The organism is Streptomyces sp. 2P-4, assembly GCF_030167965.1.
Taxonomy (GTDB): Bacteria; Actinomycetota; Actinomycetes; order Streptomycetales; family Streptomycetaceae; genus Streptomyces; species Streptomyces globosus_A.
In genome coordinates this window covers 6,621,943-6,634,958 of sequence record NZ_CP095011.1, presented here as the reverse complement: position 1 = coordinate 6,634,958, position 13,016 = coordinate 6,621,943, and the positions used below count along the sequence as shown (strand labels likewise).

The 13,016-nt window shown below is 78.6% G+C and carries 10 protein-coding genes; 9 read left to right on the top strand and 1 reads right to left on the bottom strand.

The annotated features are described in order from the left end of the window. Positions 1-661: 661 nt before the first annotated feature. From MUK52_RS29560 to MUK52_RS29530, 7 genes are all read left to right on the top strand, one after another. The gene (locus MUK52_RS29560; RefSeq protein ID WP_114056109.1) at positions 662-853 is read left to right on the top strand and encodes a thiazolylpeptide-type bacteriocin; all 192 of its coding nucleotides are present in this window, start codon (positions 662-664) and stop codon (positions 851-853) included. A 61-nt stretch (positions 854-914) separates the two neighbouring features. Then, positions 915-1,106: a thiazolylpeptide-type bacteriocin gene (locus MUK52_RS29555; protein ID WP_114056110.1), complete on the top strand. Its 192-nt coding sequence runs from the start codon at positions 915-917 to the stop codon at positions 1,104-1,106. Between the two features lie 105 nt (positions 1,107-1,211). Next, the gene (locus tag MUK52_RS29550; protein WP_284581473.1) at positions 1,212-4,004 is read left to right on the top strand and encodes a lantibiotic dehydratase; all 2,793 of its coding nucleotides are present in this window, start codon (positions 1,212-1,214) and stop codon (positions 4,002-4,004) included. 80 nt (positions 4,005-4,084) lie between these two features. After that, complete coding sequence (locus MUK52_RS29545; RefSeq protein ID WP_284581472.1) at positions 4,085-5,251, top strand: lantibiotic dehydratase C-terminal domain-containing protein; 1,167 nt, start codon at positions 4,085-4,087, stop codon at positions 5,249-5,251. After that, positions 5,248-6,960 carry a hypothetical protein gene (locus tag MUK52_RS29540; RefSeq protein ID WP_284581471.1) on the top strand — a complete coding sequence of 571 codons (1,713 nt, stop codon included), beginning with the start codon at positions 5,248-5,250 and terminating at the stop codon, positions 6,958-6,960. Before MUK52_RS29545 ends, MUK52_RS29540 begins: the two co-directional genes overlap by 4 nt. Then, positions 6,957-9,041 carry a TOMM precursor leader peptide-binding protein gene (locus tag MUK52_RS29535; RefSeq protein ID WP_284581470.1) on the top strand — a complete coding sequence of 695 codons (2,085 nt, stop codon included), beginning with the start codon at positions 6,957-6,959 and terminating at the stop codon, positions 9,039-9,041. Before MUK52_RS29540 ends, MUK52_RS29535 begins: the two co-directional genes overlap by 4 nt. A gap of 7 nt (positions 9,042-9,048) precedes the next feature. Continuing rightward, positions 9,049-10,815 carry a thiopeptide-type bacteriocin biosynthesis protein gene (locus MUK52_RS29530; RefSeq protein WP_284581469.1) on the top strand — a complete coding sequence of 589 codons (1,767 nt, stop codon included), beginning with the start codon at positions 9,049-9,051 and terminating at the stop codon, positions 10,813-10,815. A 33-nt stretch (positions 10,816-10,848) separates the two neighbouring features. On the opposite strand, the gene MUK52_RS29525 is transcribed toward MUK52_RS29530, so the two are convergent. After that, positions 10,849-11,589, bottom strand: a complete 741-nt coding sequence (locus MUK52_RS29525; RefSeq protein ID WP_284581468.1) for a siderophore-interacting protein — start codon at positions 11,587-11,589, stop codon at positions 10,849-10,851. Between the two features lie 167 nt (positions 11,590-11,756). On the opposite strand from MUK52_RS29525, the gene MUK52_RS29520 reads away from it, so the two are divergent. Together MUK52_RS29520 and MUK52_RS29515 are read left to right on the top strand one after the other, a co-directional pair. Beyond that, complete coding sequence (locus MUK52_RS29520; protein ID WP_284581467.1) at positions 11,757-12,398, top strand: GNAT family N-acetyltransferase; 642 nt, start codon at positions 11,757-11,759, stop codon at positions 12,396-12,398. 8 nt (positions 12,399-12,406) lie between these two features. After that, positions 12,407-13,015 (top strand): GNAT family N-acetyltransferase, encoded by a 609-nt coding sequence (locus MUK52_RS29515; protein ID WP_284581466.1) that lies wholly within the window; start codon positions 12,407-12,409, stop codon positions 13,013-13,015. Position 13,016 lies beyond the last annotated feature (1 nt).

Here is a 13,016-nt window from a genome sequence, read left to right as displayed (position 1 = left end):
CTGCGCCGGAGGACCGGCGGCGGGAGTCGGGCCGGCACACCGGGATCGGGGCCGGGCGGAGTCGCGGTGGGGGTGGCGCGGAGTCGGGCTGGGGCCGGGGTCGCGGAGCGGCGGGGCGGGGCGGCAGCGTGCGGGCCGGGCGGTGCAGTTTGGCCGGATCCGGACGGACCGGCGGCGGAGGAGGGGGGCGCCGGCCGCCGGGTCCCACCCCCGGGGTGCCGCGCAGCCGGGTCGCGGAACCGTGCGTTCCTGACAGGCCGCCGGATCGCGGCGCGCCGCACCACGCAGCAACGACCACCCGCAACCCCGGTGGACCGGCCTGCCCGACAAGGCCGCAGCACAGGCCGCTCGCGGTCCGGTGGAGTTCCCTTGGACTGCCGCTGAGGTGACGAACCAGGCCGGGACAACAGGCCAACGTGACACGCGGACTTGCCGTTGGCCTGGTCCGCCGCCGAGACTCGGAACGCACCACGAACGAACACTCATTCGGACGCCCTCCGGGGGCCGTTCGCCGCGTTCCGGGGCCGTCCGGCCCCGGCCGATGCGGCGATCCGGCGACCACCCGCCCCGGGTCGCTCCGCTCGCCGGCCGCAGGCGCCGGACGGCTCCGGCGCAGTTCCCGGCGGCCCGGCAACCCCTTCCACCAGAGAGGAAGTCCGCCATGCCCGAAAGCATCGCCGGCCCCGCCCCCGAGGGCCTCGACCTCGACTTGGACCTCGACCTCAGCGACCTGGCCATCACGGCGCTGCGCGACACGCCCGCCCTGCCGGAGAGCGGCGCGTCGTACGGCTCCTGCTCCTGCCAGGGCTCGTCCTCCTGCGCCCAGCCGCACACGGACACGCCCATCGGCTGACGGCCCACCGCCGCCGCCCGATCCACCCATCCACGATCCCGACCACGCGAGAGGCCGGCACATGACCGACCCCACCGAGGGCGTCCTCGCCCTGGACGACCTGGACCTCGACCTCGACCTCGGCGAGCTCACCGTCACGGCGCTGCGGGACTCCGTCGCGCTGCCCGAGACGGGTGCTTCCGGCGGTGTGAGCTCCAGCTCCTGCGGCTCGTCCTCCTGCGCCCAGCCGCGGCTCCCCGAACTGCCCTACTGAGCAACGCCGCCCGTGCGGCCGACCCCTCGGGGCCGGCCGCACGGGCCCCGGCGCCCAGCCGACGACCCCGCCCCAGGCCCGGATCCGCCCCCACGGGAGCCCACGATGCCGCACCCCGCCGAGTCGGCCACGCCGCCGCGCGCCGCCGCGCGGGCCGCCCGCCCGCTCCCGCAGCCGCCCGCCCGGACCGCCCCGTACGCGCTGGTCCGCACCACGGTCACGCCGTACCCGGCCGAGCCCGAGGCCTCCGCCCGCGTACGGGCCCTCCTCGGCGGGCTCGCCCGGATCGCCGCGCAGGAGGAGGCGGTGCGGGCCGGCCTGTGCGACGACCTGTTCGCGTCCCGGCCGGGCCACTCCGAGGACTTCCACCGCCGGGTCGTGCTCCCGCTCCGCAGGGCGCTGCACAACGGCCGCGCGCCCCGTCCCGCGCTGCTGGCCCGGCTCGGCGACCTGCCCGTACGGGTCCCCCGGCTCGGCGCGTGGCTCGCCCTGCGCGGGGAGCGCGCCGCCCTGCTCGCCGAGGCCGACGACGCCGTCCCGGCGGCCCTGGCCGCCGAGCGCTCCGCCCTCGCGGAGGTGTGCCGCTCGCCCGGCTTCACCCGCGCCGTCGCCCTCGGCAGCACGGACCTGCTGCGCGCCGTGTCGCGGGCCGCCCGGGACGAGGGCGGACGCCGGGCCCGCAAGGAGGAGCCGTCGGTGCTGCGCCACGCCCTGCGCGCCACCGCCAAGACGAGTCCGCTGTCCTGGTTCACCGCGGTGGGCTGGTCCGGCCCGGCCCCGGCCGCCGGCCCGCCCGCGTTGCGGGCCGTGGTGCGGGAGAACCGGACGCTGGTCGCGGCCCTCGTCTCCGCGCTGCTGGACGAGCCCCGGCGCCGCGGCGCGCTCGCACACCGGCTGACCAGCAGTGCCCTGCCGGCCGGCGACGGCCGTGCCCGCTACGTGCGGGACACCACCGTGTTCGCGGGCGGCCGGTACCTGGTCACCCGCGAGGAGGAGGTCGAGGTCGCCGCGCACCCGGCGCTGGCCGTCCTCGACGGGCTCGCGGCGCAGCCCGCCCCGCCGGACACGCTCGCCGCCCGGCTCGCCCCGGCCCTCGGCCGCCCGGAAGCCGACCCGGCCGTCCGCCGGTTCCTGGACCAACTCGCGGACAACGGGCTGCTCGTAGCGGTTGATCCGGTCGATCCGCAGCATCCGCAGCCGCTGCGCGCCCTCGCGGACTGGCTGCGCCGGTGGCCCGAAGACGCCGCCCTCGCCGACCGCATCGACCTCCTCGCCGCCGACACGGCCCGGTTCGCCCACACCCCCGCCGGGGAACGGCCCGCGCTGCTCGCCGACCTCGCCGACCGCTGGCGCGCCCTGCTCGCCGACACCGGACGGCCCGTTCCAGCCGGCGCGGCCCCGCTGAACGTGCTCTCCGAGGACGTACTTGCCCCGGGCCGGCCCGAGGCCCCGCGGCCTGCGCCGGCCTCCGCACCGGCCGCCCCCGGGCTCGGCCCGGTCCCCGGCCGGCCCGACCCGTCCGGCGCCCGCCGGCCCGCCGCCGCGGACCCCGCAGGCGATGCCCCCGCACCGGCAGCCGCACTGTCCGGGAGCGACCGGGCGGCCCTCGCCGAACTCACGGCGCTTGCGGAACTGTTCGACCTCGGACACCTGATGCGGCGCGCCGCGGTGCAGCGTTTCACCGCCCGCTACGGGGTCGGCGGCACGTGCCCCGCACCCTGGGAGTTCGCCGCGGACACCGCGGCCTCCTGGGAGGACGCCGCCCGCCTCGCCGCCCTCCCCGCGGACGCCCCCTCCCTCCCTCCGGGTGCGGCCGAACTGGCCCGGCTGCGCGCCCGGTTCGTACGGCTCGCCGAAGCCGCCGCGGCCGGCGGGCCGGAAGGCCCGCCCGACGAGGTCGTCCTGCCCGCTGCCGACGTGCACGGGCTGGCAGCCCGGCTGCCCGACCGGACCGCCGCCCGGCCGCTCGGCTATGCCTGGTTCGTCCAGCACGCCGCCGGAGCACCCCCGGCGGACGCCGGCGGCGGACTGCTGTGCGTCAACCACGTCTACGCCGGATGGGGCCGCTTCACCAGCCGCTTCCTCGACGGCCTGCCCCCCGCGGCGGCCCGTGCGGTGGCCGGCGAGATCCGCCGGGGCCTCGGCGAAGGGGCCCGGGCGGCGCAGATCCGGCCGGTGGGCGGCTTCAACGCCAACCTCCACCCGCTGCTCACGGACGCCGAGATCGGGCCCGACCGGCTCCGCGGCACGATCGCCGAGTCCGACGTGGACCTGGTGCACGACCCGGCCTCGGACCAGCTGCGCCTGCGCCTGCGGGCCACCGGCGAGTTCCTCGACGTGCTCTACCTGGGCTTCCTCGCACCGGTGATGCTCCCGCAGCGCCTCGCGCCGTTCCTGTGCGACCACCCCGAAGGCGTCGTCGACTTCCGGCGGCTCCTGCCTCGCAGCACCGCCCCCGCCCCCGGCGGCCAGGTGGTCCGCACGCCCCGCCTGCGCCACCGCCACGTGGTGCTCGCCCGGCGCCGCTGGCACCTGCCCGAAGGGGTGCTGGCCGCGCTGCGCGCCGACCTCGCGGACGACCGGGGTGACGTGCCGGCGGCCGCCGCGGCCCGCTGGCGGGCGCTGCTGGGCCTGCCCGAGCAGCTGTTCCTCCATCCGGTGCCGCAGCCTCCCGCGGGGCGCGCCGCCGAGGACTTCCTGGCGGCCCTGCGCGCGCCGAAGCCGCAGCCCCTCGACCTGGGCAGCGCCCTGCACCTGCGGTGCCTGGCGGGCTGGCTGGCCCGCCATCCGCGGGGGGTCGTGCTGGAGGAGGCGCTGCCCGCCTTCGGGGGGCGGGACCGGCCGGCCCGCGCCGTCGAGCTGGTCGCCGAGACGCACCGCCCCGCCCGCACCGGCTGACCGGCCGCCTACCCCGCCGCGCGGGCCCCCGCGGGGCTCGCGCAGACACCACCGCCCGTCATCCGCCGAGGAGGCACCCGATGAACGCCCCGGCCGCCGGCCCGGATCCGGCCCCGCCCGCGCCGACCGCGCTCGACGTCGTCGTCCACCACTACGAGCCGGTCAAGGCCCCCCTGCTGCGCGAGTCCGTCCTGCCGCTCGCCCGGCGGGCGGCCGCCGAGAGGCTCGCCGTGCACGTCGAGCGCCACTGGCTGCGCGGCCCCCACGTACGGCTGCGGCTGCGCGGCGCGCCCGCGCAGGTGGCGGCCGCCGCCGAGCGGACGGCCGGGGAACTGCGCGCCCGTGCGGCCGCGCACCCGTCGCGGGCCGGCGTCGACGAGCGGGAGCTGCTGGAGCAGGCCGCCGCGGCGGGGCGTGCGGAGCTGGTCCCGCCGCCGTACGGGCCGATCGTCCCCGACAACACCGTGCGCGTGGAGCCCGTCGACCTGGATCCGCTGCGGGCTCTGATCGGCCCCGACGGCGTACGGCTGCGCGAGGACCTGATGGCGGCGGGCCTGCCGGCGCTGGAGGCCGGCACCGCATTCCTCGGCGAGCGCGGGGACACCTCGGCAGCGCGCGTGGAGCTGGTGGTCACCGCCCTGGCCGCGCATGCGGCGGCGCACCCCGAAGGCCTCGTCGGCGGCCACTACTCGTTCCTGTCCCACCTGGAGGACTTCCTGGTCTACGAGGACCCCGACGGGCGGCTGCGGGCGGCCTTCGAACGGCGCTGGGAGGCCGCGGGCGGGCGGATCTCCGCGCTGGTGGGCAGGATCGCGGCCGGCGGCGCCACCGGCCGCGAACGGGCCTGGGCCGACTGGTCCGCCGGCGCCTGGCAGACCGCGGAGGAGCGGCACGCGGCGGGCGCGGACCTCGCGGGCGTCGCCGCCGAGTACCGGGCACGGGCGGCCGCGCTCGGCGACCGGGAGACCGCCGCCCGGTGGAACCGCGAAGTCCGCACCCGGTACAGCGACTTCCACCGGCAGCTGCACCGCTCCGACCCGGAGGGCGCGATGTGGAGCCGCGCCGACTACCTCGTCTACCGGTCCTGCACGAACGCCCTGTACCGGCTGCTGGCCGTCTGCGACGTCCGCCCCGTGGAGCGGTACCTGGCCGCGCACCTGGTCGTGCGGAGTGTGCCGGGTCTCACCGGGCACCGCTGGCAGGCCCGCATCGACGAGGTCATCGCCGTCGTGGAGAGCGCCCGGTGACCGCCGGCGGGGAGCCGTTCACCCTGCGGCTGCGGCCGGGTGTCGCGGCCACCGTGCTGCGGGCCGGCCTGCACCTGCGCGGGCGGGACGGGAGCGTGACGCTGGAGGGCAGCAAGGCGCTTCCCGCCCTCTGGGAGCTGCTGGCGGACCGGCTGGGCGCGGAGCCGGCCGCCCCCGCCGGCACGGCACGCCGGCCGGGCGGGCTGGATCCGTCGGACCCGCGGGTCGCGTCGGCGCTGGACGGGCTCGCGGAGCAGCTCCGGGCGCACGGGCTGCTCGCGGAGTTCCCCGAGGGCGGGGAGGGGCCGGCCGCCTGGCTGGCCGCGTCCACGGACCGCCCGGGCGCGGCGGCCGCGGCCCTGGCCGCCGCCCCGCCCGTCGTCACGGCCGCCGATCCGGGCGCCCCGCTCGCCGCGGCCCTGCTGCGGGCCCTGCACCGGGCGGGCGCGCGGCCGGAGGCGCGGACCGACAGCAGGCTGCCGCCCGGCCTGGTCGTGGCCGCGGCCGGCGCCCCGCCGGTCGCCGTGGCCGCCGACCGGACCGCCGGGGGCGGCTTCGTCACGGCCCCGACCGCCCCCGAGCGGGTGCGCGCGGACGCCGGGGCGGTCGCAGCCCGGTTGGGCGGCACCGTCAGCGCCTCTGCGGCGGCAGCAGGTGCGGACGCGCTGACGGCCCTGCTGGCGGGCGCGGCTGCCCAGCGGCTGCTGTGCGCCGCCGCCGGACTGCCTGATCCCGCCGGGGCGGACGAGGACCAGCGGCTGCTGCCGGGCCGCCCCGCCGTCCTCGTCGCCGAGGCCGTGCCTCCCCGGGCGTCCTACCACCCGTGGGCGGCCGGGCCGGCCGCGGCCTCGGAGCCCGCCCTGCCCCCGGCCGCCGACCTGGCCGAAGCGCTGCGCCGTGTCGGAGCGTTGGCCGACCCCCTCCTGGGGGTCCTCGACGCCCCCTTGCCGGGCCGGCTGCCGCAGCTGCCCGCGGCGCTCGCCGCCTGCCGGACCCCCGCAGGGCCACTGGTGGCGGGAGCGCCCCGGGCGGACCTGGCCCGCCTGACCGCGGCGTGCCGGGCGGCCGAACTCCGGCTCGGCGGCGCCGCAGTGGTAGGGGCGGGGCCGGGGCACGCGCGGGGCCGGGCCCTGCGCCGTGCCGCCCTCGCCGCCTCCGGGCGGGCGGACACCGGTCCCGCACTGCCGGAGGAAGAGTGGCGCGAGCATCCCCAGGCCCGCCACTGGTGGGCGGTCCTCACCGGCTTCGCGGGGCCCGCGGAGGCCCGGTTGGCGGTCCGCCGGCTGGGCGGGGAGCAGGCGTACGCGGCGGTCGTACGCGTTCCCGGTGCCCCGGCGCCGCTCGGCAGGGCGGTGGAGGCCACCCCGGCGGACGCGGCGGCCGTGGCCCTGCTCGGCGCGGTCACCCGGGCCATGGCCGCCGACCACGGGCCCGCCGGGGCCGCGCACGCCCCGTTCAGCGGGGCCGAGGCCCCGCTCGCGGCGGCGGGCACCGAGCCGGCGGCCTGGGCGGACGAGGGCTGGACCGACGTCTGGCTGACCGGGACCGCGCACCGGGAGGCGGCCCTGACCGCGGCCCTGACCCGCCTGGCCGGCCCGGCCCCCGGCCCGTGGCTGCCGCCGGGCGGCGACCCCGTCGCAGCCCGGACGGCGACGGTCCTGCGCAGCTGCGGCTTCACCGTCCTGGCCGACCCGAAGGAATCCCCGTGAACGGCACACCGATCCCCGCGACACCCGGGGCCGCCTGCCCCGGCGCGGCTCCGCGCGCCGCGCAGCGGGACGCCGCGGCGCTCCCCGCCGCAGCGCCCTGCGCCCCGCTCCCCGACGCCACCGCACTCGCCGGCACACAGCACCCCGGCTCGGCGGGCCCGGCGGCGCAGGCCGCCGACCGTCCCGGGGAGCTGCCCGTCCTGGACGTGGAGGCGGCGCTCGCCGCCGTCTCCGGGACAGCCGTCGTGCATCTGGCCTCCTGGACGCCGGGGTCGGCCGAGCGGCTCAGCCGCCACGCGCTCGCCCGTCCGGTGCGCCTGGTGCCCGTGCGCGAGGACGGGGCGCTGACCGTGGTCGGCCCGGTGCTGGAACCCGGGGCGCGGGCCTGTCTGGTGTGCACCGAGTACCAGCGGCTCGCCAGTGCCGGGGGACGCGTACCGTGGCGGAGCCCTCGGCTCCGGCTGGGTGGCACCGGGACGCCGGCACTGGCGGAGGGGGTCCTGCTGCTCGCCGCCGGGCTGCTCGACGAGGAGGTCCCGCCCGCCGGGGATCGCGGCGTGCCGTCGGCGACCGTGTACGTCGTCCAGGGGAGCCGGGCCACCTGGTCCACGCACCGGGTCCGGCCGGTCGGCGGCTGCCCGGTGTGCCGGCCGCTGCCCGAGGACTCCCCCGCCGCGGCGGAGCTGCCCGCCGTGCCGCGGCCGCTGCCGGACCCCGCGGAGCTGCGCGGCCCCAACGACCGTACGGGGGCGGAGGCGTTGCGGGCGGAGCTGTACGACGAGCGGTTCGGCCCGGTGCGCCGCCTCTTCCGTACGGAGGACTCCGCGTTCGGCCTGACGACCGCCTGGGTGACCGACGGCCGGCTGCTCGACGACGGCGGGTACGGCCGCGCCGCGGACTTCCGCTCCAGCGAGCGCGTGGCGCTGTTCGAGAGTGTGGAGCGGCTGGCCGGCATGCGCCCGATGGGCCGGCGCACCGCGCTGCGGGCCTCCTTCGCGGAGCTGGGCCCGGACGCGGCGGTGGACCCGGTCCGACTGGGGCTGCCCGACCCGGTGCACCACGGGCACCCCGCCTCCCGGACGGTGCCGTACCGGCCGGACCTGGAGCTGGACTGGGTGTACGGCTGGTCGCTGACGGAGGGCCGGACCCGCGCCGTCCCGGAGCACGTCGCCTACTGGGACCTGCCGGACCCGCCGGACGGGGCGCCGCCCGGGGCACGGGTGGTGTACGAGTCGTCGAACGGCTGCGGGCTGGGCAACAGCCCGCAGGAGGCCGCCCTGTACGGGCTGTTCGAGGTGGCCGAGCGGGACGCCTTCCTGATGGCCTGGTACGCGGGCACCCCCCTGCCCGGTGTCGCCCTGCCCGCAGGCGACCCGCTGGTGGCGGCGCTGGCCGCGCGGGCGGAGCTGCTCGGCTACCGGCTGCGCCTGCTGGACGCCACGAACGACCTCGGTGTGCCCGCCGTGGTGGCCGTGTGCCGCTACGAGGGCCGCCATCCGGCGGCGCCGCGCGCGTTCCTCGCGGCGGGCGCGCACCACGATCCGCGCGTCGCGATCCGCTCGGCGGTGGCGGAGGCGGTCACGAACGTCCAGGACGCCGCTCAGCGGCCGGCCGGTCCGGGCCGGGCGCGCGACCCGGAGCGGCTGCGGCCGATGCTGGACCGGCCCGAGCTGGTGGTGGGCCTCGACGACCATGTGGGGCTGAACGCGCTGCCGGAGGCGCAGCCGCGGCTGGAGTTCCTGTTCGCCGACACCGGGGCGGCCCCCTGGCAGGAGCGGTGGCCGGGCGCGCCCGCACCCGTGGCCGACCTGACGGTGCTGCTGTCGGAGACGGTCGCCCGGCTGGCCGGTGGGGGGCTGGAGGTCGTCGTGGTGGCTCAGGACGAGCCCGGTGTCCGGGACCGGCTGGGGCTGCACTGCGCGAAGGTGGTCGTGCCGGGCACCCTCCCGATGACGTTCGGGCACGTCAACCGGCGCACTCTCGGCCTGCCCCGGCTGCTGGAGGTGCCGTACCGGCTGGGCCGCACCGCGCGCCCGCTGCGGCACGACGAACTGCCCCTGCACCCGCACCCCTTCCCGTGAGGTTCCGATGACCCCTCAGGCGTACCCTCCCCCGGCCCGTCCCGCCGCCGCTTCCGCACCGGCGGGCGGCTGGCAGAGCCTGCACCTGTCGCTGCACACCGGTGCCGCGGACACCGACGCGTTCGTCACCGGCGCTCTGGCGCCGCTGATGGACGCCCGGTACGGGCCGGAGTCCGGCGGTGCCTGGTTCTTCATCCGGTACGGCGAAGGGGGACCGCACCTGCGGATCCGGTTCCGCGGGCCGGGGGCGGGGCCCGTCGACGCGGCCCGGCTCGCGGCGGAGCTCGGCGGCCTCGCCGCCGACACGGCCCCGGTGGCCGGGCCCTGGCCGGTCCGCCACGGCGAGGTCCACGCGGTGCCGTACGAGCCGGAGACGGAGCGGTACGGGGGTCCGGAGGCGCTCCCGGTCGCCGAGGAGGTGTTCGTGCACGCGACGCGCGCCGCCGTGGCAGCCCTGCGCGCGCTGCCCGCGCGGGCCGACCGGCTGGGGCCGGCCATGGACTTCGCGCACGCCACCGCCGCGGCGCTCGGACTGGACGAGCTGGCGGCCGCGGGCTGGCTTCGCCGGCATGCCGCGTCCTGGCGCTGGGTCGCCGAGGTGCGGCCGCTGCCCGGGGCCGCCGTCCACACCCGCGTGAACTCGGTGTTCGCCACGCAGCGGGAGGTTCTGGCGCGGCGGGCGCGGGCCGTGCGCGCCGGGGCCGCGGAGGGCGGTGCCGCGCCGTGGCTCGACGAGTGGGTACGGCAGGTCCGCGCGGCGGACGCCGTGCTGCGGGCGGTGGTCCCGGCGGGCGGGCCGGGCACTCCGGAGCGGGCGGATCGGCGGCTGTGGGTGTGGGCCTCGCAACTCCACATGCTGTTCAACCGGTTGGGTGTGGCCCCGGACGAGGAGCGGGCCGTGTGCCGGCTCGCGGGTCGGGCCCTGCTGGAGCCCTCGGGCGGCGGCGGGCCGGCGGCCGGGCCGGCAGGCGGCGGGTTCTTCGAGAGGGGTGCACGCGCCGCGGACTACCAGTACCTGGAGCGGAGCAAGTTCCAGGTCGGCCGCGGGCAGGACACGGCGGTCCGGGACGTCCCGCGGCCGCCCGCCGTCCCGGAGGGCCGCCGCGTCGAGGGGGAGGTCCCGCTGCCGGCGGCGCCGCTGCCGCCGGTTTCCCTGGGCGGGGCGCTGCACTGCCGGCGCTCGGCGCGCGGCGCGCTGACGGGGCCGCTCGACGCGGCGGAGCTGGGTGGCGTGCTGTGGCATGCGCACGCCCCGAGTCACACGTCCCGGCAGGTCACGGCCGACGGGACAGAGCGGAAGGCGCGGCACCGCCCGTATCCGAGCGCGGGCGCCCTGTACAGCGTGCGGGTGCGGCTGCTCGCGTGGGATGTGGCCGGGCTGCCCTCGGGCACCTACCACTGCGCGCCGGAGCGGCGGTCGCTGGTGCGCCTGGGGCCGGCCCCGGAGGTGGAGGCGGTGAAGGCGCTGTCCTCGTACCTGGCGCTCCCGGAGGGCGACCCGGACGCCGTCGGGATCGACGCGGCGCCGGCCGTCCTGGCCGTCCACCTCGACCTGGGGCTGCTGCGCGGCCGGTACGGGCTGCGGGCGCTGCGGCTCGGCCTGCTGGAGGCGGGGCACCTGGCCCAGGTGCTCCAGCTGACGGCGGGCGCGTTCGGGCTGGCGACGATCCCGCTCGGCGGCCTCCAGGACGACCTGGCGCACGAACTGCTGGGCTTGGACGACCTCGACGAGCCCGTCCAGTACCTCCTCCCGCTCGGCCGCCCGGCGGGATGACCGGGCGCCGGCCGGACGGCGGACAGACGGCGGTCAGGCTGCGGGGCGCCAGTAGCCGAGGCCGTTCACCCGCTGCTTGGGCAGGCCGAGTTCCTTGCGCAGGTACCCGGTGAGGGTGCGGGTGGTCGCCGTGTCGCAGGCCAGCCAGACGTACGCGGTCTGCAGGTCGGGCGCCAGGCCGGGAAGCTCTGCGCGGATGCGCTCGACGAGGGCGGCGCCGCCGCCGGAGCGGGGGACGCGGCGGATGTCGTGCCGGTCGGCGTCGAGCCGGACGGGCAGGTCGGCGTCGTCCTCGTGCTGGGTCTCGAACCAGATGGTGGCCGGGGTCTGCGGGTGGGCGTCCAGCAGGGAGTTGATGGCCGGCAGGGACGCCGGGTCGCCTATCACCAGCAGCCGGTCCGGGGCCGGTGCCGGTGCGGTGAAGCCGGTGCCCTGCACGGTGGCGTCGATGGTGGCGCCGGGCTCCGCGGTGCGCGCCCAGTCGCTGGCGACGCCGTCGTGGAGGGCGAACTCCAGGGAGAAGGTGCCGGCGGCCGGGTCGGGGTCGACGAGGGTGTAGGCGCGCTGGTGCGGCTTGCCGTTGTCGGTGAACCACAGGCGGACCCACATGGTGGGGTGCAGGGAGCCGCCGGCGGCGGCGAGCAGTCCGCCGTCGGTGAAGGAGACGCGCCGGTAGTGCGGGGTGACCTGTTCCGCCCCGGTGACCGTGAACGTGAAGTCCTTGCCGCGCAGCAGCTTGAGGACCACGCCCTCCCAGCCCTTGCCGACCGCCATGTCCGCCCCTTTCCCTGACGCCGTATAGTCAGGCGAGCCTAACCTAATAATTTTCGGGGCGTGGAGCGGACCCCGCACGGCCGGCCGGGCCGGCCGCGGCCCCGGCGACCGGCGCCCCGCACCGGCCGCGATCCGGCCGGACGCCACGAAGGAACGGAAGAACCGCCATGAGACCCGAGTCCACCGCCCTCGCATCGCCGCGCGCGGACGTCTACACCGAGACCGTCCCCGGCTTCGGCACCGTCCGCTTCACTTCGGTCGACCCCGCGGCGGACTCCGCCGTCCTCCACTCGTGGGTCGTCGAGGAGCGCGCCCAGTTCTGGGGCATGAACGGCGCGAGCCGGGAACTGGTGCAGGAGATCTACGAGGACGTGGACCGCCGCGACACCCACCACGCCTACATGGTGCGGCTCGACGACGAACCGGTGGCGCTGTTCCAGACGTACCAGCCCTCCGAGGACCGCGTCAGCCTGTGCTACGAGGTGCGTGAGGGCGACATCGGCGTCCACCTGATGCTGGCACCGGCGAACGGGCGGCCCCGGCCCGGCTTCAGCCGCACGCTGATCGGCTCGCTGACCCGCTTCACCTTCCGCGACCCGGCCGTCCTGCGCGCCGTCGGCGAGCCCGACGCCCGCAACGCGAAGGCCGTCGCGATGCTGGGCCGCCTCGGGTTCGTCCCGCAGGGGGAGATCACTCTGCCGGAAATCGACCTGCCGGAGATATACCTCCCGGAGAAGCGGGCCGTGCTCGCCTTCCTCGACCGCCCTGCCGTGCTGCCGCCCGCCGACGGGAGCACCCCGACCCCCTAGGAACCCGTATGCCCGCAGCGCACCGGAACGCCACGGGGCTCCGGCCCCCGGACTCCCGCACCGTCGGCGGCCTCGGCCGCATCGCCCTGCGCGGCGTCGACCCGGCGGCCGACGCCGCGCTGATCCACCGCTGGGTGAGCCAGGAGCGGGCCCGGTTCTGGGGGATGGGCGGCGCGGACCGCGAACGGGTCCGCGAGGTGTACGAGGACCTCGACCGCCGGGACACCCACCATGCGTTCCTGGCCCTCCTGGACGGCGTACCGGCCGCGCTGTTCCAGTCGTACGACTGCGCGGCCGACCGGGTGTCGGAGTGCTACCCGGTCCGGCCGGGCGACGTGGGCGTGCACCTGCTCATCGGGCCGCCGTCCGGCCCGCCCCGGCCGGGCCACACGGCGGCCCTGCTGGGGGCGTTCCTGTCGTACCTGTGGGGGCTGCCGGGGACCCGCCGGCTCGTCGCGGACCCGGACCCGGCCAACCACAGGGCGGTGGCGAGGCTGGAGCGCACCGGCTTCGTACGCGGCCCGGAGGTCGGACTCCCCGGGATCGACCTGCCGGAGGTCCGCATCCCCGCCAAGCGCGCCCGCCTCCTCTTCCTGGACGCCCCGCCGCGGCCCTGAC

Bases quoted from the DNA above. Each gene is read 5' to 3' on its own strand.
- MUK52_RS29560 (WP_114056109.1), top strand. From the start codon at position 662: ATGCCCGAAAGCATCGCCGGCCCCGCCCCCGAGGGCCTCGACCTCGAC.
- MUK52_RS29555 (WP_114056110.1), top strand. From the start codon at position 915: ATGACCGACCCCACCGAGGGCGTCCTCGCCCTGGACGACCTGGACCTC.
- MUK52_RS29550 (WP_284581473.1), top strand. From the start codon at position 1,212: ATGCCGCACCCCGCCGAGTCGGCCACGCCGCCGCGCGCCGCCGCGCGG.
- MUK52_RS29545 (WP_284581472.1), top strand. From the start codon at position 4,085: ATGAACGCCCCGGCCGCCGGCCCGGATCCGGCCCCGCCCGCGCCGACC.
- MUK52_RS29530 (WP_284581469.1), top strand. From the start codon at position 9,049: ATGACCCCTCAGGCGTACCCTCCCCCGGCCCGTCCCGCCGCCGCTTCC.
- MUK52_RS29525 (WP_284581468.1), bottom strand. From the start codon at position 11,589: ATGGCGGTCGGCAAGGGCTGGGAGGGCGTGGTCCTCAAGCTGCTGCGC.
- MUK52_RS29520 (WP_284581467.1), top strand. From the start codon at position 11,757: ATGAGACCCGAGTCCACCGCCCTCGCATCGCCGCGCGCGGACGTCTAC.
- MUK52_RS29515 (WP_284581466.1), top strand. From the start codon at position 12,407: ATGCCCGCAGCGCACCGGAACGCCACGGGGCTCCGGCCCCCGGACTCC.